Below are 25,525 nucleotides of genomic sequence, written 5' to 3'. Positions count from 1 at the left end.
GTCTCACTAGGCGAGTTAATTACCTACATCTTTCCTTCAGTTAAGTAATTTCATGCAAAATCAAGTGTCTGATAACAACTCTAGTCAACAACCCGATAATTCCTGGATCGCAGAGCTAGGTAGAACAATTGTATTGAGTATTGTTCTAGCTCTGGGAATTCGTACCTTTGTTGCTGAAGCACGCTGGATTCCTTCTGGGTCAATGGAACCCACTCTGCATGGTACGCCAAACCAGTGGGAAGCAGACAAAATCATTGTCGATAAGTTGAAATATAAATTTGCTGACCCGCAGCGTGGAGATATCGTAGTATTTTCACCCACGAAAGAGTTACAAAAAGAACAATACCAGGATGCTTTTATTAAAAGAGTAATTGGCTTACCTGGAGAACAAGTACAACTCAGAAATGGCAAGGTCTATATTAACAACAAACCCCTTCCAGAAACTAATTATCTCAGTTCTGGTCAAAGCACAGTTATTAATGTTTGCCAATCAGGGCCACAGCCACCTTTTTTGGAAAAACCCCAGACTATACCAGATGATTCATATCTAGTACTAGGTGATAATCGTAACAATAGTTATGATGGACGCTGCTGGGGTGTTGTCCCTCGCCAGAATATTATTGGAAGGGCTGTAGTTCGTTTTTGGCCTCTAAATCATGTCGGGGGAATAGATAAAGTACCACCATATCCCCAAACAACCCCATAACAGATAATTTAGCTTGATGCTTTTGCTCAAGAAGAATTTAGTAAGGTAAATAAATCATAAAATAATTTTAGATTGGTGATTTAACAGTCCCTAATCTAAAATCTAAAATCTAAAATTGCTATGATGCCTTACCTAGCCAAGATTTTACTGTATCCAGTAAAATCACTGGATGGTGTTGAAGTTGAAAAGGTTGGAGTTCTTGCCAGTGGCGCACTACAGCATGACCGCGAGTTTGCCATCTTTGACGAGCGGGATAGATTTGTCAATGGCAAGCGTCATGCTAAAATCCATTTACTAAGGGTGCAATTTGCACTTTTCAATAGAACTATTTCGCTACAAATCCCAGGCGGCGATTCACAACAAGTTTTTCATCTGGATGACGAACGGCAAGCCCTAGAAGCAACTTTGAGTAATTATTTTGAGTTTGCTGTTACATTAAGGCAAAACTCTCTGATGGGCTTTCCTGACGATACATACTCGCCAGGCCCAACGGTAATTAGTACAGCAACGTTGACAGAAGTAGCTTCTTGGTTTCCCGATTTAAGTGTAGATGAAATACGCCGTCGGATGCGTGCCAATATCGAGATTGATGGTGTACCAGCATTTTGGGAAGATCGGCTATTTAGCGAACAAGGTGATTTAGTCTCCTTTCGAGTAGGAGATGTAGATTTTTTTGGGGTTAATCCATGCCAGCGTTGTATAGTTCCAACACGCGATTCTTACTCAGGGGAAGCTTACCCAAACTTTCAAAAAATCTTTGCAACCCAGAGGCAAGCAACTCTGCCTAATTGGGTTGCTTCATCGCCTTTTAATCACTTTTACAGATTGAGTGTTAATACTCAATTGCCTATATCCTCAGCCGGAAAAATTTTACAAATCGGTAATGAAGTTGACATACTTGTATAAGAAAATTAATATTTATTTACAATAAAAAGCACTAAGTAAATTTTCTTGGATTTTTTTTGTTATTACTATGTATTTGCATGAAAATTTTAAAATTGTTGTAGTTAGATATAGATTTTTGTGCAAGTCCAGAGGTTTCGAGACTGGAAAATCAAGACCTCAGCAATTAGAAATTAAATTTAGGATTAGGTGCTAATGGCAACCTGAATTTTAGAATGGCATACTGTAGCTTATCGGTTAAATTTCAGTTGTTCTGAGTAAATGTACTGATACATTGCCAGATAAAACTGAGCGAATTAAGCCGTAATGTTTACAAATCGGCTATGCCTACGCAAAATTTGAAAATTGGAGGTTGGAGAAACTTAACTAGTCAGACAAGTATCCAAACAAAATTTTTAATGCTTTTTTTATACTCAATTTTCTCAGAGATGTCATGATCGAAGTGATGACATACCGTAATTTTTTTGGTATTAAATATAGCTGGCATAGCAAAAATGCCCCAAATATATGCTGGGGAAAAATTAAACAACAATGTTATCCAAACTTCAGTCCGTCAAATCTCTTAATTGCTTAGTTGGCAAAGTTTACGCCAGTATGCCCCTAAAGTATGTTCTGATTGTCCCCTTTATATTGCAAATTTGCGGGGCGGTGGGGCTTGTGGGCTATCTTTCGTATCAAAACGGACAAAAAGCGGTAAGAGAGCTTGCTAGCCAATTAGAAAATGAAATCTGCGATCGCATTGAACAGCATCTTAATAACTATTTAACAACTCCGAAGCAAATAAATCAAATTAACTTAGATGCGGTTGATCTAGGTATGCTCAACCTTTCTGACTTTAAAACTGCCGGAAATTACTTTTGGAAACAAATGCAGGTTTTCAATGTTGGCTACAACAGCTTTGCCAACCCCAAAGGGGAATTTATCGGTATTGAACGTTTAGATAATGGCAAGCTGTTGATTAATGAAGTTAGTCAAAAGCATGGTATTGGGAAACTTTATATTTATGATTCAGACTTGAAGGGAAATCGTCGCCAGCTTCAGCAAGTTAAAGATTACGATCCTCGGACAGAAGCGTGGTATGCAGATGCAGTCAAGGCTGGCAAACCCGTTTGGAGTCAAATTTATCAATGGGAAGATAAACCAGAAGTTTTATCTATATCTTCCAGCTATCCTGTTTACGATAAGACCCGCAAGCTTGTTGGGGTGATTAGTGTTGATTTAATTTTGTCACAAATCAGCAATTTTTTAACCAAATTAAACACCGAACAATCGGGTAAAACTTTTATTTTAGAGCGTTCTGGGTTAATAGTGGCTTCTTCTACCGAACCACCATATAGCATCATTAATGGTCAAATAAAACGTCGAACAGCATTAGAAAGTCGAAATTCTTTAATTAGGCTCACAACCCAGTCTTTGATCAAACGCTTTGGTAGTCTTGGGTTTGTGGTGGGGAAGCAACAGCTAACTTTTAGCGCCGATGGTATGCGTTATTTTGTACAAGTAAAAAGTTGGAAGGATGAACTGGGTTTAGATTGGCTAATCGTAGCGGTGATTCCTGAAGGCGAATTTATGGAGCAAATTAATGAGAACACCCGCATCACCGTTTTACTGTGCATAGTTGCTTTTTTAGTGGCTACAAGAATCGGGATTTTAACTGCTCGCTGGGTAATTAAGCCGATTTTACAATTAAACACATCAGCTAAGAAAATTGCTCAAGGTGAATGGGAGCAAACACCAAAAATTCAGCGCTCCGATGAGTTGGGGGAACTAGCCAAGTCATTTGAAACTATGGCAAAGCAGCTGCAAGCATCCTTCAGTGTTTTGGAGGCAAAGAATGCTCAGATGCAAGTTTTAAATGAAGCTCTATCTGAAAGTCAGAGTCGGCTAACTCAATTTTTAGAAGCTATGCCAGTAGGTGTATTTATCATAGATGCTGAAGGTGAACCTTATTACACAAATCATATTGGGCAGCAAATTCTTGGTCAAGGAGCGATCGCAGAAGTTAGAAGCGAACAATTGTCAGAGGTATATCAAGCTTACCTTGCCGGCACAGATCAACTTTACCCCAGCGATCGCCTACCAATTTTGAGAGCATTGCTTGGGGAAAGTACCAGGATTGATGATATGGAAGTTCGCCATTTTGACAAGATTATTCCCGTTGAAGTTTTGGGCAACCCCATCTATGATGAATCAGGAAATTTGGCTTTTGCGATGGCTACCTTTTTTGATATCAGCCAACGCAAACAAGCAGAAAACTTATTAGCAGAATATAATCGCACCTTAGAAGCTCAAGTCAAAAAACGTACTGAAGAGTTCCAGCAAGTGATTGAGCAACTGCAAACTACCCAAGAAGAACTGATTCAATCGCAAAAAATCGCCGCCCAAGAACAGCAAGCAGCCGTTCGGGAAGCAGCGCGAAGCGCCGCCGCCAACCTCGCCAAAAGCGAATTTCTCGCGAACATGAGCCACGAATTGCGTACCCCACTCAACGCCATTCTTGGCTTCACCCAAGTCATGAGCCGAGATTATTCGCTATCTAGCGAACACCAAGAAAACTTGGCAATTATTAATCGTGCTGGCGAACATCTACTTAACTTAATTAACGACATTCTAGAAATGTCTAAAATCGAAGCTGGGAGAATCACATTAAATCGTAGTAGCTTTGACTTAATTCATCTATTGAATAACCTAGAAGAGATGCTGTATTTGCGTGCTGCATCTAAGAGCTTACAAATAGTATTTGAGTATGCACACGACATTCCTCAGTACATAGAAACCGATGAAAATAAACTATTTCAAGTCTTGCTCAACCTCTTGGGGAATGCTATCAAATTTACTGATATTGGCAGAGTAACTCTACGGCTGAGATGGGAGCAGGGCGAGGAAAATCTTTCTTATAACCCTCGTCTCTTGTTCGAGGTACAAGACACTGGTTGCGGTATTACTCCACAAGAAATTGGCTTGCTGTTTGAGGCTTTTGAGCAAACCGAAATCGGTAGAAAATCTCAACAGGGAACAGGGCTAGGTTTAGCAATTAGCCGTAAATACGTGCAACTGATGGGGGGAGATATTACAGTCAGCAGTACTCCTGGTATAGGTAGTACATTTGCCTTTGATATTCAAATTGCTTTAGCTTGTCCTAGAGAAATGCCGATAAACCAAATTAAATCTCAAATTCTATCTTTAGCGCCGACTGAAAAAGCATACCGCATCTTAGTGGTTGATGATGCTAAAGAAAGCCGTCTACTGCTAGTTAAAATTCTGACATCTCTGGGCTTTGAAGTCAGGGAAGCTACAGATGGTGTGGAAGCAGTTAGTAATTGGGAATCTTGGCAACCAAACTTGATTTTTATGGATATGCGAATGCCGATCATGGATGGCTACGAAGCTACAAGAATAATTAAAGGTAAACAAGTAGGGTATGGCACAGCCAGTAGATTACGGAGGTTCCCAAAATTTAAACAACTGACATCATCGGGGAACCAGTATCTTAACGGAGGGTTAACCGATTCAGATGACTGTGAAGTTCTCAAAACTATATACAAAGCCTCTCCCACACCAGAAATAGCTGGTGTCGTGGAACACAATCATGATGCTTCTGGTGCGGCCATTTTGCGATCGCCAAAAGCCCTAGCTCCCTGTTTCGACTTCCTGGAAACAGGGCAGGGTTGTTTGAATAAACACACAATCGTTATTGCCCTAACTGCTAGCGCCTTTGAGGAAGAACGTCAGAAGATTTTATCTATTGGCTGCGATGATTTTATTCGCAAGCCATTCACACAGGAAGTATTATTGGAAAAACTGAGCCAACATCTGGGTGTAAAGTATACCAATCAAGTAGAAAACCCAAATACAGCAGTTGCCGAGCAAGCTACACAGATATTTGTTAGTTTTGCTGAACTCCTGAGTCATTTATCACAAATGTCACCTGAGTGGCTTCAAAAGATCCACTATGCCGCAGCCAGCTGTAGCGATGAATTGATTTTAGAGTTAATCAAGCAAATTCCCTTAGATAATGTTCAGGTATCGCAAGTTCTTAGGGATTTAGCAAATAACTACCAGTTTGAGAAAATTATGGAATTGACTAGAACAAACGTAGAATGAATTACGAGCATTTAGACCCTAATAAAAAAGATATTTTGATCGTTGACGATATGGCGGACAACCTGCGGGTTTTATCCTCAATATTGACAAGGGAAGGGTATAACGTTCGTAAAGCCTTGAACTGGCAAATGGCACTGACAGCAACTCAAACAGTATTGCCGGATCTGATTTTGCTTGATATTATGATGCCAGAAGTAGATGGCTATGAAATTTGTCAGGCATTTAAAGCTTGGGAGCTAACAGCCGATATTCCGGTAATTTTTATTAGCGCTTTAGATGATGTTTTTGACAAAGTTAAAGCCTTTAAGGTAGGTGGTGTAGACTACATCACTAAACCTTTTGAGTTTCAAGAAGTTTTAGTGCGCGTGAAAAATCAACTGGCATTGAGGTCAGCGCGATTAGAAATATTGAAACTCAATGTAGAATTGGAACGTCGGGTAACACAGCGAACTGAGGAGCTAGAAAAAGCTCTCCAAAAACTTCAAAAAGAAATCAATTCCCGCCAAAAATTGCAAAGTAAACTATTAGATATAGCGCTGCATGATTCGTTGACTGGATTACCAAACCGAGTGTTGTTTATGAGGCGACTAGACAATGCTCTCAATCGAGCAAAACAAGAATCTAGTTATCAGTTTGCAGTACTTTTTTTAGACTGCGATCGCTTCAAAGTTGTCAATGATTCCCTTGGTCATTTGGTAGGAGATGAATTGCTGATTTCTATCGCTCGTCGCCTGCAAGCGTGTCTCATACCTATTGATACTCTAGCCCGATTGGGTGGTGATGAATTTGGAATTCTCTTAGAAAAGATTACGGATATCAATATAGCAATCCAAGTTGCCGATAGGATTCTAAAACAGCTATCACTTGCTTTTAAACTATCAAGATATGAAGTCTTTATGAATGCTAGTATTGGCATTAGTTGGGGCAATAAAGATTACGATCGGCCAGAGTATTTGCTGCGGGATGCTGATACAGCAATGTATCGGGCTAAGGCTCAAGGAAGAGCCAAATATCATGTTTTTAATCCAGCGATGCATCAAGAAGCTATTCAGCTTTTAGAATTAGAGAATGATCTCCGAAGGGCTGTTGAAAGGCAGGAATTCCTCGTTTATTATCAGCCAATTGTTTCTCTAATTACAGGTAAAATTTCTGGATTTGAAGCATTGGTGCGCTGGCAACATCCAACTCGTGGTCTAGTTTCTCCTACAGAATTTATTCCTGTCGCAGAAGAAACAGGTTTGATTAATGCCATCAATACTTGGGTATTACAGTCAGCTTGTCATCAACTAAGCATCTGGCAACATCAGCCAGTGACACCAGAACCTCTAACGATTAGTGTCAATTTGAGTGCTAGGTTATTTTTACAACCCAATTTTGTAGAACAAATTGACCGAATTATTTATGAAACTAAAATAAATCCTATATATTTAGAATTAGAAATAACAGAAAGTGTAATTATGGAAAATACTAATGCAATTAAGATAATTTTTCAACAACTAAAACAGCGAAGTATAAAGTTGGTTATGGATGACTTTGGTACAGGATATTCTTCTTTAAGTTACCTGCACAGCTTTCCTTTAAATGCACTCAAAATTGATAAATCTTTTGTCAAACGTATGCAGGATAATAAAGAAAATATGGGGCTAGTACCAGCAATGATTGGCATTGCCAATTCAATGGGTATGAGTGCGATCGCTGAAGGTGTCGAAACAGAAGAACAATTAGCCCAGTTGAGAAGTCTAAATTGTAATTTTGCTCAAGGATTTCTGTTTTCTGAACCCATAGAAGAACAATTGGTTGTTAAGTTGCTTGCCGCATCACCTCAATGGTAGCTATCCACTAAGCACTTGGCAAAATAGTTTTTAACTGCTTCAGTTGAGATATTGCCAGCAGTTGAAACAAAATAACTGGGTGTCCACAAGGTAGGAAGTTTCAGTAATTCGGGAAACTATTTTCTTAGGTGATGTGATGCTCTAGCTTTAATCAATCTAATGATTTTACTAGGTTCGTCACTAGGTTTTGCGTTCACGAATAAATGCAGATGGTTGGGCATAATTTCCATTGCAATGATTCGCCATCTGTTTTCGTGACACACTTCACAAATAATCTGCTCTAATCTTTCTGAAATTGCCCCAACCAATACCTTTTTACGTCTTTTGGGGATAAATATAAAGTGATAATTCAACAGAGATACAGCATTTTCATGTCTGTATTCCTCTGGCTAAAATTTTCCCATAATCAGGTTAAAAACGCTTATCTTTTGTCTACAGATATTGTATTCTAGACATTAACTATAAACAAAAGTCTAGGGGGTAATTAAGGAGTGCTGGTGTTGGAGTACAAAATCAAAGGTTTTAAGTTGCAGTATCAAGCCATAGATGAAGCTATTATAACTACACAGTTCATCAGGAATAAAGCTATTAGATATTGGATGGATGCACCAAGAGAAGCCAATATTAATAAAATTGCTCTTAATAATTACTCAACCGCACTACGAAAAGAATTTAAGTTTGTGGAAGAACTAAATTCAATGGCTTGCCAATCCGCAACAGAAAGAGCTGTGATCGCTATTGATAGGTTTTATGGTAATTGCAAAGGTAAAATTCCAGGTAAAAAGGGATATCCACGCTTTCAGAAAGATAACCGTTCCGTTGAATACAAAACTTCTGGATGGTCATTGTATCCCACTAAGCGACGTATTACCTTCACTGATCAAAAAGGTATTGGTGAGGTTAAACTACTCGGTAAATGGGATATTAACACCTACCCAGTCAAGTCAATTAAACGAGTGAGGTTAGTCAAAAAAGCCGATGGGTACTATTGCCAATTTGCAATTAAAACTGAATCATTAAGTGAGTCAAGAATTGCCGATGATGAAGTGGGTTTAGATGTTGGTTTAGAATATTCTTACTCTGACTCTAATGGGCATCATCAACCCAATCCCAGGTTATTGATAAAAGCAGAAAAATCAATTAAACACGCTCAACGTCAGATTTACAAAAAGGAGAAAGGTAAAAACCAACGACGAAAAGCTATACAGAGATATGCTCGAAAACACTTAAAAGTAAGTAGACAACGGAGTGAACATGCTAAGAGAATAGCGCGTAACGTATGCAAGGCTAGCGCCTTAGTGGTTTACGAAGATTTAAGGGTCAAGAACATGGTAAAAAATCATTGTCTTGCTAAATCAATTAATGATGTTAGCTGGGGTTTTTTTCGTCGTTGGTTAGAATATTTTGCAGTCAAGTTTAATACAAAAGTTGTTGCCATCAATCCGAGAATGACATCTCAAAAATGTAGTGATTGTGGTGCAATAGTTAAAAAATCTCTTTCAACTCGTACCCATAAATGTAGTTTCGGATGTGAGCTTCAAAGGGATGTGAACGCTGCAAAAAATATTCTGAATCTTGCAAAAGCTAGGGACGGGCAGTCACAAAGGAACGCTACTGGACTAGCAACCTCTACTCTACTTGGGGAAACCCTGGTTGAGCAAGTGGCTAGGGTGAAGGTAGAATCCCCGTGTCTTTAGACCGAGGAGTGTCAAAAAACTCTCTAGCCACTGTGGGAGTTAAACTATAAATACAAGTATTTTGGTGAAATAGAGCAAAAAAATCAGGGTAATTTTAAATAAGCATTTACTATCCTCAATCATTACAAGCATAGCTTTTAATACATAATGCATTTCAATCAAACTAACCATCATAAAAAAAATATTTTGGTGGTCGATGATACCCCAGATAATTTGAGGCTTTTATCGGCAATGTTGACTGCACAAGGTTTTGAAGTTCGCAAAGCTTTAAACGGTAAAATGGCACTAACTGCATGTCAAATGGTTTTGCCGGATGTGATTTTGCTGGATATCAACATGCCAGGGATGGATGGCTATGAAGTTTGTCAACAACTGAAGGCTGACGATAAAACTTGTGAAGTCCCAGTAATTTTTATCAGTGCCCTGGATGATGTTGTGGATAAAGTAAAAGCTTTTGATGTTGGTGGTGTAGATTATATTGCCAAACCTTTTCATGGGGCAGAGGTTGTGTTGCGAATTGAAAATCAGATTAATTTACGTTTGCTCCAAGTTAGACTGCAAGAAAAAAACTTTTTATTGCAAGAGGCTCTTGACAACTTAAAATCCGCTCAAGTTCAACAGATTCAGAATGAAAAGATGGTGGCGCTGGGGCAGCTAGTGGCTGGGCTGGCTCATGAAATTAACAATCCCATCAGTTTTATTTATGGTAATCTCCAATATGCTGGTCAATATGTGCAAGACCTAGTAAATCTCATTGAAGTTTATCAAAAAGAATATCCTAAACCCACACCAAAAATTCAGCAAATATCCCAAGATGTAGACCTGAATTTTGTGATTAACGATCTACAAAACCTCATAGGTGCAATGTATAGAGGCTCCGATCGCATTCGGGAAATTGTCGTGGCGCTACAACACTTTTCTCGGCATGATGAGGCAGAGATGAAGCGGGTAAATATCCATGAAGACATCGAAAACACTTTGGTGATGTTACAACATCGACTCAGAGAAGCAGCAGACCGTCCCGCAATTATTGTAGTGAAAGATTATGGTAACTTGCCCCTAGTTACTTGCTATGCGAGTGAACTAAACCAAGTATTTATGCATTTATTGAATAATGCTATTGATGCAATAGAAGAGGGAATGGGGAAGGTTGGGCCCCTGGGAATAAGGGGTAATGGGGAGTGGAGAGCGGGGAATCAATCTTTTAATCGTTATTCTCAAATGCCACTTGACGGGAGTCGCTCTAATTGGGGAGACACACCAGTTCCTGCACTCGGAGAAACCTCAAACCCGCAGTGGCTCTTCCCTACCCCCCAAATTAGGATTCACACAGAGGTGACAGACTTAAATACGATCAAAATTGCGATCGCAGATAATGGCCCTGGTATAGAAGAGGCGGTGCGATCGCGTTTATTTGACCCATTTTTTACCACAAAACCTGTGGGCAAAGGTAGTGGGCTAGGATTATCTATTAGCTATCAGATTATCGTCCAAAAACACCGAGGAAATATTACCTGCACCTCTTCTGTTGGGCAAGGAGCAGAGTTTGCAATTGAAATTCCCATTGAGCAACCTGAGCATTAGCCAACAGTAAACTCGTCAATGAAGAGGATAAGGGGCAGGGGACAGGAGGCAAGGGGGAGAAGCACATACATAAAAAACACAAATTAATTAAAGCCGTAATTAAAGCCGTGCTTCTAGCACGGGGTTGTAAACCCATCTTTCTGATAAATAAATTTATTTGCTCTGAAACTCTCTATTGCTGGGGAATTCCAGAATCTTCCTCCCTTGCTCCCTGCTCCCTGCTCCCTGCTCCCCTGCCTCTTTAATCACAGGCTTAACGGCAGTTGAACTATGAACGTTGCCCAGCCATGAGAACTAGTAACTTCAATTTTGCCTTGGAGATATTCTACTAACTTCTTCACTAATGCTAAACCTAATCCTGTGCCGCCATGTTGCCAGCGATCGCTCTGAGGAATTCGGTAAAATGGCTCAAAGATGCGAGATTGTTCTGTTGTGGGGATTATTACGCCAGAATTACTAATTGTAATTTGAAAGTAGGGGACTTGAGGGTTATCTAATAGATCAGATTCAGCATCCTCATTTATGAGACTTTTTGTGGGGTCGATTATCCGAACATCCATTCTAATCTGTCCTCCAGGCGGAGTATATTTACAAGCATTGTTGAGTAATTCTGAGACAATTTCGGTCAGGCTAGCCAAGTCTGAAACTAAAGGTGGTAAATTTGGCACAACACTAACTTCCAAAGTCTGTTCTTTAGCTTTCGCACTTTCTTCAAAATACTCGGCGACGTGAGGCAGCCAATGTTGAAGTTGAATTGAAGTTAATTCCAATGGATAGACATCTGCATCAATCATTCGGATATGCAACAAATTATCTACTAGATTCAGCTCTTGTTCGCACTGCTCACGCAGGATAGTTAAGTAGCGGGCTACAGATTCAGATCGAGAAAGTGTGCTTGAATTTAAGCTGCCCTGCCGCTCAAGAATATTTTCCAGGGCGGAGATTGCCATTTTGATATTTGACAAGGGCGTTCGCATTTCATGAGAAGTGGTTGCGAGAAAATCCTCTTTCAACTTGTTCAGGCGTTGGAGTTCTGCCACTTGAATTTCTAGTTGTTGGGCACGTTCGGTTGCGAGATTGCGTTCTTCGGTGAGCCGTCGTTGTGTGTCATCTCGAAAAACTAATACTGCTCCTGTAATGATGCCACTGTTGTCTCTGAGGGGAGTAGCACTATCAGCGACTGGTATAGTTGTCCCCTCTCTAGTAATTAGTAAAATTTCACTGCCTAGATAGATAGTAGTTTCTTGTTGGAGGGCTGTGATAATTGGATTTTGGACAGGGATCTGAGTTTGTTCGTCAATGAGTCGGAACACCTCTGTTAACATCCGTCCCTTGGCTTCATCCCATCGCCACCCTGTTAATGCTTCACCTGCCTGATTTAGGTACTTTACACGCAACTCAGGATCAACTACAATCACACCGTCCCCCATTCCTCTAAGGACAGAACTCAAAAATTGCTCGCGATCGTAGCGATTGAGTGCTGTTTGAATGGCAACGTAAAGTTCTTGTTCCTTGATGGGTTTGAGAATATATCCAAAGGGGGATGTCAGTGTTGCCCGCTCCACGGTACTTCTATCCGAATGACCTGTAAGGTAGATAACAGGAATTTGCAAATTACGCCAAATTTGCTCAGATGCCTGAATTCCGTCCATTTCGCCGCGTAACCTGATATCCATTAAAATCAAGTTTGGGCGTGACTCAGTTGCCTTTTCAATTGCCTCTTCTGCTGAATCGGCGATGCCTAAAACAGTGTATCCCAGAGACTCTAAACTTTCTTGTAAGTTGATGGCAAGAATATATTCATCTTCAACAACAAGGATTCGAATTGTCTCCTTTTTATGTGTGTTTGATGGGATGCCAATCATTTTTATATCCGGCTGTTTGTAAAAGTAATTTTGAACTGTGTTCCCTGGTGAGATGCAATTTCGAGTTTTCCTCTTAACTGTTTGACTAAACCCTGAACAAGAGTTATGCCTAGTGTTTTAGCTTTCTTGCTATCAAAATTTTCAGGTAAACCAATGCCATTATCTCGAATAATGAGTGTCAAAATAGACTCGGATTTTTGATAAAACTTAACCTCAATTTCACCCCTAATATTACCAACAAAGGCATATTTCAAAGCATTAGAAACCAGTTCGTTGATAATCAAGCCACAAGGAATGGCCGTTTCGATGTCAAGGCTAGCATCATCAACTTGAATCTTCAGGTGAATCTGGCTGGAATTGACGTTATAAGAATCAAATAAATGAGTTGTTAAATCTGGGATGTATTGAGCGAAATCAATATCAGCGAGGTCTTCAGATCGGTACAGTTTTTCATGAACTAGGGCAATGGAGGCAATGCGGTTTTGGCTATCGCGCAAAAGAGCTGTCACGACAGGATCTTGTGTCCGTCTGCATTGCATTTGCAGCAAACTGCTGACAATTCCTAAATTGTTCTTCACTCGATGGTGAATTTCTTTAAGTAATACTTCTTTTTCTTTAAGAGAGGCTATGATTTTTTCCTCTGCTTGCTTATGCTCGGTGATATCTTGGTGGACAGCTACAATGACGCTTCCATACTCAGGATGCCCAAAGATGGAAGCGTTTGACCTACACCAGAATGGGGTGCCATCTTTCTTAACATTATGAACTTCATAAGTAGCTTCACCATGTTGCAAAATAGCAGTCCTAATTGCCTGATTCACTTCTTCTGGTGTAGTATCTTCGTCACCGTAGTTCACAATCGACACATGCTGACCAGTTAATTCATCAGGTTCATAGCCAAACATCTGCTCAAATTTAGGATTGGTGTAGACGAACACGCCATCTATAGCACGAACTAGGCAAATTCCTTCTGCCATGTTGCGGGTAATTACTGCTTGCAACTCTAACATCTGTTCAGCACGTTTGCGATCGCTGATATCAATGATCAAGCCCAGCATCCGCACAGGGTCGCCTGCTTCGTTGTAAACGCCGCGTCCTTTCCCAGTCAGCCAGTGAACACTGCCATCGGGGTAAATCACTCGATATTCACCTCGAAAATTAATATGTTCTGCCAACGCATTGAATACAGCCTGTTCAATTCGCTCAACATCCTCTCGATGAACACAATCGCGCCATAGCTGATAGCTGGCTGCTGATGTTTCTGGCTCTAAACCTAACAAACGAAAATGGTTGTCGTTCCAGATAACTTCGCCTGTTTCAACATTCCAATCCCAAAGACCAATGTGGTTAAATTCTAAGGTTAGCCTTAGTTGTTCTTCACTTCTAGCTAAGGCAGCTTCGGCTTGTTTGCGTTGTGTAATATCTAGAACATATCCTAACAATTTAACTGCCTTCCCTTGAGGATCGTAAGCTATCTCTGCTTTCGCCTCAAGGTAGCGAACTGAGCCATCGGATAAAACAACTCGATACTCAATATTGAGAGGGGTTTTTTGAGTGATCGCTCGTTCAAAATTGGACTGGAACAGTTCCCTATCCTCTGGGTGAAGGATCTGGAGGAATTCCGGCTGGGTGGGTTCGCTTTGAGTTGGATTTAGACCAAAAATGTGAAAGGTTTCCCTTGACCAGCAACGCTTTTTCGCTTCTAAGTTCCATTCCCAACTGCCTATATGGGCAATTTGTTGAGTAGTGGCTAGTTGCGCTTCACTTTGGCGCAAGGTTTCTTCCGCTTTTTGGCGATCGCGTAGCGCAATTTCTCGTTCGGTGACATCTTGGGCAGTACCATAAAGGCGAATCACCTCTCCATCGGCGTTGAATTCTGTATGTCCAATGCCCTCAAAATAGCGATTAGAGCCATTCTGGGTGACACGGAGAATTTGTTTGTAGGACTCACCAGTGGCGATCGCCCGCTCAACTGCTTGGTGCAATTTCTCCCGATCTTCAGGGTGATACAATTGCAGATTTTCTTCATAGCTTGGTTCAAGAAGTGCGAATTCTCGATTGAAGAGATCAAAAAGCCCCTTTGACCAGGTAATTTTGCCACTGGCAAGTTCAAACTCCCAATTACCAAGGCGAGCAACTCGCTGTGATTCTTCTAGCAGGGCTTGACTTTTGCGTAAGGTTTCTTCACTGTTTTTGAGGTCGGTGACATCCACCACTAGTCCATCCCAAGCCACACGCCCATCCTGCAACTGGCGTGGTGTAGAACGAAAATGGAACCATTTGAGTTGACCACTAGGCGTTCGGATTCGTAATTGAATATCAAAGACAGACAGATTTAGCCGGGACTCTTCAACGGCTTCCTGTAGACGGGGAATATCCTCTGGGATAAACTGCCGATAAAGCAGAGATGAATCTCTGAGTGCATCTTCTACTTTGACTTCCATTAGTCTTTCAATGCCCCCACTCAGATAAGAAAAGCGATCGCTCCCATCCAGTTCGCGGATCACCCGATAAACTGCACCATTGGGCAGATTATCTCCAATCAAGTGCAACATCACTTTACGCTCATGCAAAACGAGTTCGGTTTGTTTGCGTTCAGTGATATCTCGCCCTTCTGGAATCAACAAAACGACTTTACCTGTCTCGTCTTGAAGCGGACGCAGTGAAAAATCGATTGTTGCTACTCGCTCATTTGCACCGAGAACATCAACTTCATAGCGGACAAACTTTCCCTTTGCAGCATGAGCGATCGCTTGTTTTAATTCTTCTTGAGTTTGTGGTGAAATTGTCCACCAGTGTGCTTCCCAAAAAGGGCGATCGATCACATCTTCCAACTGAAGTCCGCCAAAACTAAGTGCAGTCTGGTTAGCCTCCAGTAAAATACCAGATGGCGTTAGCAGTCCTGTGAATTGGAAAGTGTTATTAAAGATAGCGCGGAATCGGCGATCGCTTTCTTGCAATTTGGTAGTGCGTTCGTGTACTTTGGCTTCTAACTCGGTGTTGAGGGTTTGGAGGTTACGGTAAAGTTGGGCTTGTTGGATGGCGATCGCTAATTGTACAGTCAGTTGGTTGAGCAATTCCACCTCAAATGCCTGCCATTGCCGGGGAGCAGAACATTGATGCACAATAAATAGCCCCCAGAGTTCAACTGCTGAAGTCGCTATGTTTTCTACCAAAATGGGGACAATTAAATTCGCCTTTACCTGAAACTGTTCTAATAATTGCAGATGGCATTCACTTAAACCCCCTTCGTAGATGTTCGTAGTTGTTCAAATTTTTCCTTGGCGATATTTTTCCCCCTGGCTTTCTTGAAAACAGGTATCTTCAATCTCTAGTCCCAAACTTGGTTTCCATTCAGGTAACACCGACTCTGATACAATGCAACCCTGCATAAGGGGAGTGAATTGATATATTAGTACCCGATCGGCACTCAATAACTGGCGGACTTGTTGAACACTAGTAGTAAGAATGTCTTGAAGCTGCAAAGATTTGCGGATATGCAGAGCGATCGCTCCTACTAGGCGTTGTTGTTCCTGCTGCTGTTCTAGCTGCTGCATTAGCTGCTTGTGCTTGATCGCCCCATGAATCGTTCGGCAGAAATTTTCTCGGGTCAGTTTTCCCTTAACTAGATAATCATGGGCTCCACTCTTGAGAGCTTGGACTGCGATCGTTTCGTCTCCCTGTCCCGTCAGCATAATTACTGAAATTTGGCTGCTGGAAGTTTGCCTCTGTAGCTTAGTAAGAAATTCCAGCCCATCTAAATCTGGTAATAGATAGTCCAACAAAATCACATCCGGTATTTTCTCTTGGCAAGCTTGTAGCGCCTTATTTGCAGACTCAAATTCGGAAATATTATAAGTGTAGCGATCATCCCGCTCTAGGAAGCGCCGATACAAAGCTCTGTCTTCAGGAGAGTCTTCTACAAAAAATACAGTTATTGCATTGACTGTCATCTATATCAGCTCCTCAGAAAGCTGCGGCAGTAGGTGAGAAGAATGAATAATCAATAATACCCAATACCCAATGCCCCATTCCCAATCTCTAATTTAGGAAATCCGGATTTTTTCTTGATTACAGACTACTATTTTTAGTCGCATAAACGCATAATAGAATAGTGACTGATATGTTCGTCCCTTTACAATCTCTCAAACAAGGTGACTGGTTCAAGCTCATCTGCGGAGCTAGCTTCCAGCATTTGCCGGCAGTCAGAAATTTAACGTTAGCCTATACTTTGGCGGGCGCTGACTGCATAGATGTTGCAGCTGATCCAGCAGTGATTGCAGCAGCGCAAGCAGGGCTACAAGTAGCTAAAACTCTAGCTAAAGATGCCCAACAGCGAGGCTTTGACTACAAAGGCAACTCACCCTTTTTAATGGTCAGCCTAAACGATGGAGAAGACCCCCATTTTCGCAAAGCAGAATTTAATCCTACTGAGTGTCCTAGAGACTGTCCTAGACCCTGTGAACGAATTTGTCCGGCACAAGCAATCGTATTTGACAATATCAAAGAAGATTTTTCAGGAGTAGTATCCGAAAAATGTTATGGCTGCGGTCGTTGCATCCCAATTTGTCCTTATGGTATAATTTATACAGCTTCATACGTGACAACGCCAGGAGCGATCGCGCCATTAGTAATGTCAACAGGAGTAGATGCCGTAGAAATCCATACACAAGTAGGGCGGTTGGCAGAATTTCAGCGATTGTGGCAGGCAATTTCACCGTGGGCCGATCAATTAAAGGTACTAGCCATCAGCTGTCCCGATGGCGAGGGGATGACTGATTACCTAAGAGCAGTGTATGAACTGATTGCCCCACTCAAAAGTGCTTTAATTTGGCAAACCGACGGTCGTTCTATGAGTGGCGATATTGGCGATGGCACGACAATAGCCGCAGTGAAATTAGGGCAGAAAGTTTTGGCAGCAAAATTACCGGGATATGTGCAGTTAGCAGGCGGCACAAATAGCTATACCGTTGCTAAGTTAAAGACAATGGGACTGCTGAAGAGAGGGGAACAAGGAGGACAAGGAGGACAAGAGGGAATTTCTCCCTTGTCCCCCCCCTCTCCCTTGTCCCCCCCCTCTCCCTTGTCCCCCCCCTCTCCCTTGTCCCCCCCCTCCTCCATTTCCGGGGTCGCCTACGGTAGCTACGCCCGTGTACTGCTGTCACCAATTCTCGAAAAGTTAGAGAATAAGGAGGTAAGTAACACCAATATGAAGGCGACTGTTTGCCTAGAAGAAGATGAAGTATTACTTTGGCAAGCTGTAGAACTTGCCCATTCTCTCGTTTCCCAGATCAAGTCATCTCAGAGAAGGGAGAGTGAGCATTAATTAAGCATAATTACTAGGTACCAGAAGATACTGTAATTTATGTCTAATTTATGTTTGTATAGTCAAGGTAGGAGGTTTGAGCATTGAATGAGCGCTTGAGAACAGTTAGAAGCTGAAAGTATCTGATTTACTGTTGTTTCCGTCACCATAGAAAGCATGACGATTACAGACGATCTCCAAAAGTTATTAGACATTTTGCCCCAAGACCTGCAACAAGTACTAGAGAGTCATCCCAAACGAGATATTTTAGTAGAAGTGGTCTTGGATTTGGGTCGTCGCCCAGAGGCTCGCTTTCCTAATCAAGCTGAGTATCTGAGCGAAATACCCGTTACTCAAGAACAGATAGATGATTGCATTCAACGAGTCGGAATTTTTGGTGGAGATAATCGAGCAGGAATTGAGCAAACTTTGCATCGGATCAGTGCGATCCGTAACCGTACTGGTAAGATTATTGGCTTGACCTGTCGCGTTGGTCGGGCGGTATTCGGAACCATTGGCATGATCCGCGATTTGGTAGAAACTGGTAAATCGATTCTCATGCTCGGTCGTCCAGGTGTGGGCAAAACTACCGCCTTACGGGAAATTGCCCGTGTTTTGGCAGACGATCTGCATAAGCGAGTGGTGATTATTGACACCTCCAACGAAATAGCTGGAGATGGTGATGTTGCCCACCCCGCCATTGGTCGCGCTCGGCGGATGCAAGTGGCTCATCCAGAACAACAGCATCAGGTGATGATTGAGGCAGTGGAAAACCACATGCCAGAAGTCATTGTCATTGATGAAATTGGCACGGAACTGGAAGCTTTAGCGGCTCGTACTATTGCTGAACGGGGCGTACAGTTGGTAGGTACTGCCCACGGGAATCAGATCGAAAATCTGATTAAAAACCCTACCCTGGCTGATTTAGTTGGGGGTATCCAAGCTGTGACTTTGGGAGATGACGAAGCCAGACGGCGAGGCTCTCAAAAGACTGTTTTGGAGCGGAAAGCCCCTCCTACCTTTGAAATTGCTGTGGAAATGTTGGAACGCCAACGCTGGGTAGTACACGAAAGTGTTGCTGACACAGTAGATAATCTGCTGCGGGGTCGTCAGGCTACCCCACAAACGAGAACCGTTGATGACCACGGCAAAGTTGCGGTGACAAGGCAGTTAGCTGTTGTCAACGGTCGCGGTGGACAGTTAGGGACAGTGGAAGAATCTTTCCCACCGGCACGACCGTCTAATGGCTGGCGTTCTTCGGGACAAATGGTTGCACTGCCACAATTGCCTGTAGAACGGGTGACTGGGCGTAGTGAGTTTGATCGATTGCTGGATGAATCCTTCAATTATTCTGAGAGCATCGATTTAGATGCTGCGACAAGAGTGCCAGGGCCAAATGGTGAAGATTTGCCACTGCACGTTTACCCTTATGGCGTTAGCCGCCATCAACTAGAACAGGTAATTAGCGTGCTAACTTTACCCGTGGTATTGACAAAAGATATAGATAGTGCAGATGCAATTTTAGCACTGCGATCGCACGTCAAAAACCACGCCAAATTACGCCAAATGGCCAAAGCCCGTCATGTCCCCATCCACATGATTAAGTCCAGCACCATTCCGCAAATTACCCGTGGCTTGCGGCGGTTGCTGAACATGGACGACCCAGAAATGACCGATGACCTCGAACTGCAACTGTTTTTGCACAGTGGTAGCGATGATGAGATGGATGCCTTGGAAGAAGCTAGACTTGCTGTTGAGCAAATTGTGATTCCGAAAGGACAGCCAGTGGAGTTATTACCGCGTTCTCCCCAAGTCCGCAAAATGCAACATGAGTTGGTAGAACATTATCGCCTCAAGTCGCATAGTTTTGGCGAAGAACCAAATAGAAGATTGCGGATTTATCCGGCGTAACTTCTACCCCTAACCCCTCTTCGCAGTGCAAAGAGGGGTAAAGGAACAAACCGCAAAGACGCAAAGAGCGCAAAGGAAGTAAATACTTCAGCAATGCCAAAAAAACCGGTCATGAAGACCAGGTTTTTGTGGGGCCATATTTCCCCAAGGCTAGTTATAGAAGTTATTTATAAATCAGTATTCTACTAATTACTACCAAACTTAGATTATCAATTTCGGAAAATTATCGCTCAATTATCAAAATTTTCTCTCACTCACGTGTGCGATGCTTAAGTTGGGCTAGACCTACGCTCATGTCTGCTATTAGCTTGATATCAGTGCGTAGGGGCATTGCTCTCTACTGATTGAAATTTAGATTACAATGTCTGTCTGAGAATTTTGCTATTATTTGCTACTTTAAAATATATGCAAATAAATCATTGATGAAATTACCCGTTTATTGAGTACGGGAACAACGCAGAATGCGATCGCCTTAATACTTTCCCAACCTCTGCTACTCTCCAGCCTTGCAGGTTCATTGCTGGTAAATTTGGTAAGTGATGCGATCGCTAACATCAATAGCTTTGTATATACTTCCCTGCGCGTAGGCGTAGCCCGCCGTAGGAATCGCTCCCGTTAGAAGAATTGCGATCGCGCATTGATGTAGTTATGCAAGATTACGCTCGTTTTCCGACTACTGTGCGCGAAAATGTTGGCTTTGGGGATTTACCTAAAATGCAGGATGACGCTGCGATTACCGAAGCGATCGCCGAGGCTGGTTTGGCAAGAGTAATTGAGAAGCTAGATCAAGGTTTAGAAACCCTCTTAGGCAAACAGCTAGAGGGTGGTATTGATTTATCAGGAGGACAATGGCAGAGATTAGCGTAGGCGTAGCCCGCCGCAGGCATCGCTCGTGCTTTGTTGCGACTGTCTCCAGCCGAATTACTCATACTTGATGAGCCAACAGCAAACCTTGACCCCAAAACAGAACATGAGATTTACAATATTTTGCGTACTCTGTCCAAGGGGAGAATAGCCCTTGTAGTCAGCCATCGCCTCGCCTTAGCAAAACTAGCAGACCGAGTAGTAGTCCTAGAACACGGTCAAATTATCGAGGTAGGCACTCATGACGAACTCATCGCACTAGGCGGACAGTATCACTTAATGTTTACTCGTCAAGCTAGTAGTTACAACTGAGCGGGGAATGGGGAATGGGGAATAAGCAATGCCCAATTCCCAATTCCCAATTTTTATTCTGGTAACTTATATTGATCAACAATACGCTTGGCAAACTCTGGAACGTGCGCTTCTAATTTCTCTGGATGATTTCGCTTTACATATAAATAATTGCGAGTAAAGTGAGAATCAATGGAAAACCGCGCATATTCCAAACCTTTGGGACCGATTTTTTCGATAACCACACCCATGAGTTTAGCTGCCCACATGGGGAGGGTAACGCCTTTATCGTAAGCGGGAATACTTTGCTGTACAGCTTCCTTGCGATCGCCTTTAGACGTAACTGGTTGGGTGTCTAACTGGTCTTGCACCAAATCCAGCATTTCCTTACCAGTGTCATTTCTAACGACAATCCATTGCCAGCCGAAGGGTGCGCCCATGTAGCCAACAACTAAATCAGCTAGGGAGTTGACGTAATCAAAGCAACTCATACACGATGGGGCAAAGACATCTTTGAGTTTGTTGGTCTTCAAGCCAAAGAAAGGCACTGTTTCTGATGAGCCATCCTCATGTTTGAAGTGAACCCGGAAGTCTTGCATGAATTCGTAATGGACAACTGTCTCTGGCGAACGGCTGGTGGTTTCTAAGAATTTTTGTAGTCCGGCGCGGTTAACATTATCTACGCAGGGTGTACCCAAAACATACAGTTTTTCTAAACCCAGTTGTTTTTCTACGGCTCGTAATGCCTGGATTTGGCAACCAACACCAATTACCAACAGCCGCTTCATCCCCGATTTTTCTATCTGTTCCAATACCGAAAGGTTAGGGGAAAGCGTTGGTTTGTTTACCCGCGCTGCTAGTATTTCTTCTGGAGTTCGGGCGATGATGGGCATGGGTTGAAAGCGGTCTTCTTTGGTGTTTTGCACACAGACGACACCTTCAACTAAGCCGCGATTGAGCATTTCAATGGCAATGCTGCTAACAATACCCGTCCATTGTGCGCCTTCGATGGGCTGCTGTTTTCTCGCCGCCATCATGTCTTGGTGGACACCAAAGTATAGCTCATCAGGGTTGTCGAGATGGCGCGATCGCGTGTGGGTTTCTTCTTCAAGTTCGCCTATTTGCTGATTAATAAAAGCGCAGGCTTCCTTGACATAGTGAATATAGTATGTATCGCATAGTCCGCACTCGCTACAAAGTTCTTTAGCAGGGCGGCGGCTAGTAGGTTTTAAGGCTTTGGCTTTTTTGTGAGGAGAAACTGAGGTCATATAAATTTTTTGTTTTATCCAGTAATCGCTTTTATTACAATACCTTTACTGGCTATGAATTCTTTCAACTCTCCTCCTCAAAAAGAAAGCACTCAGAAAGGGAAGAACTGGAGCAAGACTGAGCCAAGGCTTCCCAAAAAGTCAACGAAACTGGGTTTACCAGGGCTTACCTTATCATTTACAGGTGTTTGCAGTTCTTTAATAAAGGCTTGGGCTGTTTGTGTTCCAAGGCCATTATTTTGGGATGTAAACAATTTTTCAGCAATTTGGGCATCTTGGAATGCACCTTGTCTATCTAGTATTTGGTAACGGGCGACACCACGAGCTAAATAAGCACCAGCATATTCTGGTTTAATAGCGATCGCTTGATTAAAATAACTGATTGCTTGCTGTTGGTTGCCTTTTTGACCTTCCGCTATACCTAAAGCATAAAATTCTTCTGGTGAAGCAATTTGTGATGGTATACCAACTGCACCTTGGAAGTTAGCACCATTTAAGTAAGCACCCTTCATTTCTGCGTTTGCTAGATAAGTATTTCTCAAATCAGCACCCGCCAAATTTGCCCCGCTAAATTTAGCTTCGCTCAGGTTAACACCAAATAAACTAGCGCCACTCAAGTTTGCACCCCGTAAATCTGCGCCACTCAAGTTTGCACGGCTAAGGTTAGCACCTGTGAGATTAGCTCCGCTCAAATTAGCTCCAGATAAGTCAGCCATTACTAAACCTGCATTAGTCAAATCACAGTTTTGACATTGCTTAGTTGCCAATAATTGGCTAATATGTTCAGAATTTGCTGCTTGTACGCTTGTTGTCAAACTAATCGTGGTTAAAAATGCGGCTGCACCTAGAATTCGGTTCTTCATATTCGCGTAATATTTCTTACTCAATATTCAACCTTGACTGAGATGGATTTATACCTCAGCATTATGATATGAGCAATCTTTACAATTTGACCTCTGTAGTTACCTATATCACTTGTAAATTTGGGTATAAGGGTTATAGGTTAGGTTTAATACACCGTGTTTGCTGGGGTATACCTTTTGTTGTGTCTGGCATACGATCGCATTTCTCTATTTTATAAACAAGCGATCGCATTGTAGAAAAATAACCAAGCTATGACTATCAAGCAAAATGATGTGCCTTCACAATAGTCAGAAATGAGGTAACAACCCTAAACTCAGTGCAAAACATTTCTTTAAATCAAGCATCTGTGACATCCAAATAGTTAGGATTTCCTTCAAGAAAGTAAATCAGTGGAGTGGTATACAAGTCAAGGGGCAAAAAGAAAGATTTGCTTTTGTATTCCCCGATTTTAAATAAATATGAGACTATAGAAACATTAAAGCAGTCAGAAAAACGTGAGTCAGCAAGACAAAATCTTAGACAAAATTCTCTCTGGGACTTCTGATACAGACATCCCTTTTGCCCAACTGTGGCAACTCTTATATAAACTAGGCTTTGAAGAACGTATTCGTGGCGATAATCGTATTTTTGTCAAAGCCGATGTTGAAGAAATATTGAACCTACAACATAAAAAAGGCAAAGCCAAAAGCTATCAAATTAAACAAGTTCGGGCAGTGATTCTCAAGTATAAGCTAGGAAGTAAAAATGATGTTTCGGTATGAAATTATTCTCTACTGGAGTGAATTAGATCAAGCCTTTATTGCTGAAGTACCAGAATTATCAGGCTGTGCTGCTGACGGTGATACTTATCAAGAAGCCCTGCATAATGTAGAATTAGTTATGCAGCAATGGATAGAAACGGCTAAGGATTTAGGGCGTTCAGTTCCTCAACCTAGACCACGTTTGATGTATATTTGATTGCTCCAAAAAGTAAGTCAAACTGATTTTTTAGTATCATCAGAAATATTTGACTTCATCTACCATAATCGTATCTATAGCAGTCCTAAATCATTGATGAAAAGTTAGAACACCGACTTCTTCGAGAAGTCGGTGTTCTAGACACCGCAAAGTATAATTGAAAAAGTTAGTTACTAACAACCTTACAAATTACCATGATATGTGATTTATATTTGTCAGTACTATATTGAATAAGTTGCAATCCAGAACGTTCTAATTCTTGCAACAGTTTAGGTATTTCATATTTATGATGTCGCCAAATAGTAATTTCTTCACCTTCAGAGATTTCAATTTTTTTATCTATCCCCATCTGACTGAAATTTATCGTGTAATCATGATTAAATTTCATGTTAGCAACTATACTATCGGTTTTTAAATCATACTTTCTCACTAATTCGCAATCTTCAGATTCAATCCCAATCTTATTTTTAACCCATCCATATATTTCTTCTACATGATACTTACAACCACCTCTGACGTTTCCATCCCATTTAGAGTTAGAGCCAATTTCATTAGTAAATACTAAGAAATCATTTTTGCTCATGCTCTCTCTAAAGTTTTTGAATACCTTATCTCTATTTTGATGGTTTCCAATAGTAACACCTAAGTGTAAAAATATTTTTGCTGTATTGTCAATTTCAAGATCAGGATTATTTTGAAATAAGGTTTTTGGGACACAATTATTTTCAATATCAATTGTGGAACTGACAAATTCGACTTTGGGAAACCATTTTTTAAAATTCTTCTTTGATAAAATCAGCAATTCTTCACTAATATCCAAGGCAACATATTTATTAACCTTATCCAATTTATTAAGTCTTTGAATAAAGTCTTTAACTGGATAGGAATTTCCTGCACCAACATCTACTATGTTGATTTTATTACCACTTTTAATGTTGTCATTAAAATATTTAAAGTTATTTTTTAAAAGCTCAATTTCTACATTGGATGTTCGATACCATCTAGGAATGACATATTTTTGATAAAAATCATCCCAAATTTTTGCACCTCTACCTTTATAAGAATACTTTAATGGGATTTCTCGTCTGATTTCTAAAGCAAAAATGATTCCTAAAATTTCTTCTTCCGAAAAAATAGAGTAGAACTCAGAACTTGGCTTTGCTGTGCGACTGATAGCAGTTGACATCTCTGAGGAAACTTGGGAATTGTCATGAAAATTTTGAGCCATTATTCTTGTTCTTTGGTTTTCTTCGGTATTTAAATGGATTAGCCGCAATGCTTGCCAAAGATGTATCTTCCCATGCCGTTGTCCCCAAATTTGAACCGAAATTTAAACTTTTCATCATAAATAGATCCCATATTCCCCATTGACCA

19 protein-coding genes and 1 pseudogene are annotated in these 25,525 nt (G+C 41.4%); 13 read left to right on the top strand and 7 right to left on the bottom strand.

Translation table 11 applies throughout. The features are described 5' to 3' along the window. Window positions 1-52: 52 nt before the first annotated feature. The 4 genes from lepB to IQ274_RS01130 all read left to right on the top strand — a co-directional run bounded on the left by lepB (window position 53) and on the right by IQ274_RS01130 (window position 7,545). Window positions 53-706, top strand: coding sequence for a signal peptidase I (lepB, locus tag IQ274_RS01145; RefSeq protein ID WP_163928825.1), 654 nt, complete (start codon window positions 53-55; stop codon window positions 704-706). A gap of 123 nt (window positions 707-829) precedes the next feature. Beyond that, window positions 830-1,612: an MOSC domain-containing protein gene (locus IQ274_RS01140; protein ID WP_193867254.1), complete on the top strand. Its 783-nt coding sequence runs from the start codon at window positions 830-832 to the stop codon at window positions 1,610-1,612. 528 nt (window positions 1,613-2,140) lie between these two features. Continuing rightward, entirely contained in the window at window positions 2,141-5,713 is a 3,573-nt protein-coding gene (locus tag IQ274_RS01135) for an ATP-binding protein (RefSeq protein ID WP_193867103.1), read from the top strand. Further along, window positions 5,710-7,545 (top strand): GGDEF domain-containing response regulator, encoded by a 1,836-nt coding sequence (locus IQ274_RS01130; protein ID WP_193867102.1) that lies wholly within the window; start codon window positions 5,710-5,712, stop codon window positions 7,543-7,545. The genes IQ274_RS01135 and IQ274_RS01130 overlap by 4 nt, the downstream gene beginning before the upstream one ends. Here IQ274_RS01130 and tnpA read toward each other — a convergent pair. Next, window positions 7,536-7,931, bottom strand: a pseudogene (gene tnpA / locus IQ274_RS01125) (IS200/IS605 family transposase); the annotation flags it as partial. The gene IQ274_RS01130 and the pseudogene tnpA overlap by 10 nt on opposite strands. 105 nt (window positions 7,932-8,036) lie before the next feature. Here tnpA and IQ274_RS01120 point away from each other — a divergent pair. Further along, a complete protein-coding gene (locus IQ274_RS01120) occupies window positions 8,037-9,242 on the top strand; it encodes an RNA-guided endonuclease InsQ/TnpB family protein (RefSeq protein WP_193867100.1) in 1,206 nt (401 codons plus the stop codon). A 147-nt stretch (window positions 9,243-9,389) separates the two neighbouring features. Continuing rightward, window positions 9,390-10,826 carry a response regulator gene (locus IQ274_RS01115; protein WP_193867099.1) on the top strand — a complete coding sequence of 479 codons (1,437 nt, stop codon included), beginning with the start codon at window positions 9,390-9,392 and terminating at the stop codon, window positions 10,824-10,826. A gap of 245 nt (window positions 10,827-11,071) precedes the next feature. Here the strand turns inward: IQ274_RS01115 and IQ274_RS01110 are convergent, their stop codons facing one another. The 3 genes from IQ274_RS01110 to IQ274_RS01100 are packed head-to-tail and all read right to left on the bottom strand — an operon-like array spanning window position 11,072 to window position 16,644. Continuing rightward, window positions 11,072-12,691, bottom strand: coding sequence for a response regulator (locus tag IQ274_RS01110; protein WP_193867098.1), 1,620 nt, complete (start codon window positions 12,689-12,691; stop codon window positions 11,072-11,074). Between the two features lie 2 nt (window positions 12,692-12,693). After that, window positions 12,694-15,918 (bottom strand): PAS domain-containing protein, encoded by a 3,225-nt coding sequence (locus IQ274_RS01105; protein WP_228057991.1) that lies wholly within the window; start codon window positions 15,916-15,918, stop codon window positions 12,694-12,696. A 42-nt stretch (window positions 15,919-15,960) separates the two neighbouring features. Beyond that, window positions 15,961-16,644 (bottom strand): response regulator, encoded by a 684-nt coding sequence (locus tag IQ274_RS01100; RefSeq protein ID WP_193867096.1) that lies wholly within the window; start codon window positions 16,642-16,644, stop codon window positions 15,961-15,963. A gap of 161 nt (window positions 16,645-16,805) precedes the next feature. Between IQ274_RS01100 and ldpA the strand changes: the two genes are divergently transcribed. The 5 genes from ldpA (at window position 16,806) to IQ274_RS36225 (ending at window position 21,083) form a co-directional block, all read left to right on the top strand. After that, complete coding sequence (ldpA, locus tag IQ274_RS01095) at window positions 16,806-18,017, top strand: circadian clock protein LdpA (RefSeq protein ID WP_193867095.1); 1,212 nt, start codon at window positions 16,806-16,808, stop codon at window positions 18,015-18,017. A 156-nt stretch (window positions 18,018-18,173) separates the two neighbouring features. After that, complete coding sequence (locus IQ274_RS01090; protein WP_163928846.1) at window positions 18,174-19,907, top strand: R3H domain-containing nucleic acid-binding protein; 1,734 nt, start codon at window positions 18,174-18,176, stop codon at window positions 19,905-19,907. Between the two features lie 439 nt (window positions 19,908-20,346). Beyond that, entirely contained in the window at window positions 20,347-20,526 is a 180-nt protein-coding gene (locus IQ274_RS01085; RefSeq protein ID WP_193867094.1) for a hypothetical protein, read from the top strand. Between the two features lie 5 nt (window positions 20,527-20,531). Beyond that, the gene (locus tag IQ274_RS36230; protein WP_228057966.1) at window positions 20,532-20,774 is read left to right on the top strand and encodes a hypothetical protein; all 243 of its coding nucleotides are present in this window, start codon (window positions 20,532-20,534) and stop codon (window positions 20,772-20,774) included. A gap of 30 nt (window positions 20,775-20,804) precedes the next feature. Beyond that, the gene (locus IQ274_RS36225; RefSeq protein WP_228057965.1) at window positions 20,805-21,083 is read left to right on the top strand and encodes a hypothetical protein; all 279 of its coding nucleotides are present in this window, start codon (window positions 20,805-20,807) and stop codon (window positions 21,081-21,083) included. A gap of 53 nt (window positions 21,084-21,136) precedes the next feature. Here IQ274_RS36225 and IQ274_RS01075 read toward each other — a convergent pair whose 3' ends face one another. Continuing rightward, window positions 21,137-22,330 (bottom strand): Coenzyme F420 hydrogenase/dehydrogenase, beta subunit C-terminal domain, encoded by a 1,194-nt coding sequence (locus IQ274_RS01075; protein WP_193867093.1) that lies wholly within the window; start codon window positions 22,328-22,330, stop codon window positions 21,137-21,139. A 92-nt stretch (window positions 22,331-22,422) separates the two neighbouring features. Next, window positions 22,423-23,193: a pentapeptide repeat-containing protein gene (locus tag IQ274_RS01070; protein ID WP_163928852.1), complete on the bottom strand. Its 771-nt coding sequence runs from the start codon at window positions 23,191-23,193 to the stop codon at window positions 22,423-22,425. Between the two features lie 495 nt (window positions 23,194-23,688). Here IQ274_RS01070 and IQ274_RS01065 point away from each other — a divergent pair, with 495 nt between their 5' ends. Both IQ274_RS01065 and IQ274_RS01060 read left to right on the top strand, forming a co-directional pair. Continuing rightward, complete coding sequence (locus tag IQ274_RS01065) at window positions 23,689-23,955, top strand: type II toxin-antitoxin system HicA family toxin (protein ID WP_193867092.1); 267 nt, start codon at window positions 23,689-23,691, stop codon at window positions 23,953-23,955. Next, the gene (locus IQ274_RS01060; RefSeq protein ID WP_190936956.1) at window positions 23,939-24,151 is read left to right on the top strand and encodes a type II toxin-antitoxin system HicB family antitoxin; all 213 of its coding nucleotides are present in this window, start codon (window positions 23,939-23,941) and stop codon (window positions 24,149-24,151) included. The genes IQ274_RS01065 and IQ274_RS01060 overlap by 17 nt, the downstream gene beginning before the upstream one ends. A gap of 166 nt (window positions 24,152-24,317) precedes the next feature. Here IQ274_RS01060 and IQ274_RS01055 read toward each other — a convergent pair whose 3' ends face one another. After that, the gene (locus tag IQ274_RS01055; protein ID WP_193867091.1) at window positions 24,318-25,379 is read right to left on the bottom strand and encodes an L-histidine N(alpha)-methyltransferase; all 1,062 of its coding nucleotides are present in this window, start codon (window positions 25,377-25,379) and stop codon (window positions 24,318-24,320) included. Window positions 25,380-25,525 lie beyond the last annotated feature (146 nt).

It is taken from the genome of Nostoc sp. LEGE 12447, from assembly GCF_015206985.1.
Classification (GTDB): Bacteria; Cyanobacteriota; Cyanobacteriia; order Cyanobacteriales; family Nostocaceae; genus Nostoc.
Note: the sequence above shows the minus strand (reverse complement) of the source record. Positions and strands in the feature narration are given on the sequence as shown.

What these genes read in the sequence shown, in the direction of transcription:
- lepB (WP_163928825.1), top strand. Translation starts at nt 53, where the DNA reads ATGCAAAATCAAGTGTCTGATAACAACTCTAGTCAACAACCCGATAAT.
- IQ274_RS01140 (WP_193867254.1), top strand. Translation starts at nt 830, where the DNA reads ATGCCTTACCTAGCCAAGATTTTACTGTATCCAGTAAAATCACTGGAT.
- IQ274_RS01135 (WP_193867103.1), top strand. Translation starts at nt 2,141, where the DNA reads ATGTTATCCAAACTTCAGTCCGTCAAATCTCTTAATTGCTTAGTTGGC.
- IQ274_RS01130 (WP_193867102.1), top strand. Translation starts at nt 5,710, where the DNA reads ATGAATTACGAGCATTTAGACCCTAATAAAAAAGATATTTTGATCGTT.
- IQ274_RS01115 (WP_193867099.1), top strand. Translation starts at nt 9,390, where the DNA reads ATGCATTTCAATCAAACTAACCATCATAAAAAAAATATTTTGGTGGTC.
- IQ274_RS01110 (WP_193867098.1), bottom strand. Translation starts at nt 12,691, where the DNA reads ATGATTGGCATCCCATCAAACACACATAAAAAGGAGACAATTCGAATC.
- IQ274_RS01100 (WP_193867096.1), bottom strand. Translation starts at nt 16,644, where the DNA reads ATGACAGTCAATGCAATAACTGTATTTTTTGTAGAAGACTCTCCTGAA.
- IQ274_RS01090 (WP_163928846.1), top strand. Translation starts at nt 18,174, where the DNA reads ATGACGATTACAGACGATCTCCAAAAGTTATTAGACATTTTGCCCCAA.
- IQ274_RS01075 (WP_193867093.1), bottom strand. Translation starts at nt 22,330, where the DNA reads ATGACCTCAGTTTCTCCTCACAAAAAAGCCAAAGCCTTAAAACCTACT.
- IQ274_RS01070 (WP_163928852.1), bottom strand. Translation starts at nt 23,193, where the DNA reads ATGAAGAACCGAATTCTAGGTGCAGCCGCATTTTTAACCACGATTAGT.
- IQ274_RS01060 (WP_190936956.1), top strand. Translation starts at nt 23,939, where the DNA reads ATGATGTTTCGGTATGAAATTATTCTCTACTGGAGTGAATTAGATCAA.
- IQ274_RS01055 (WP_193867091.1), bottom strand. Translation starts at nt 25,379, where the DNA reads ATGGCTCAAAATTTTCATGACAATTCCCAAGTTTCCTCAGAGATGTCA.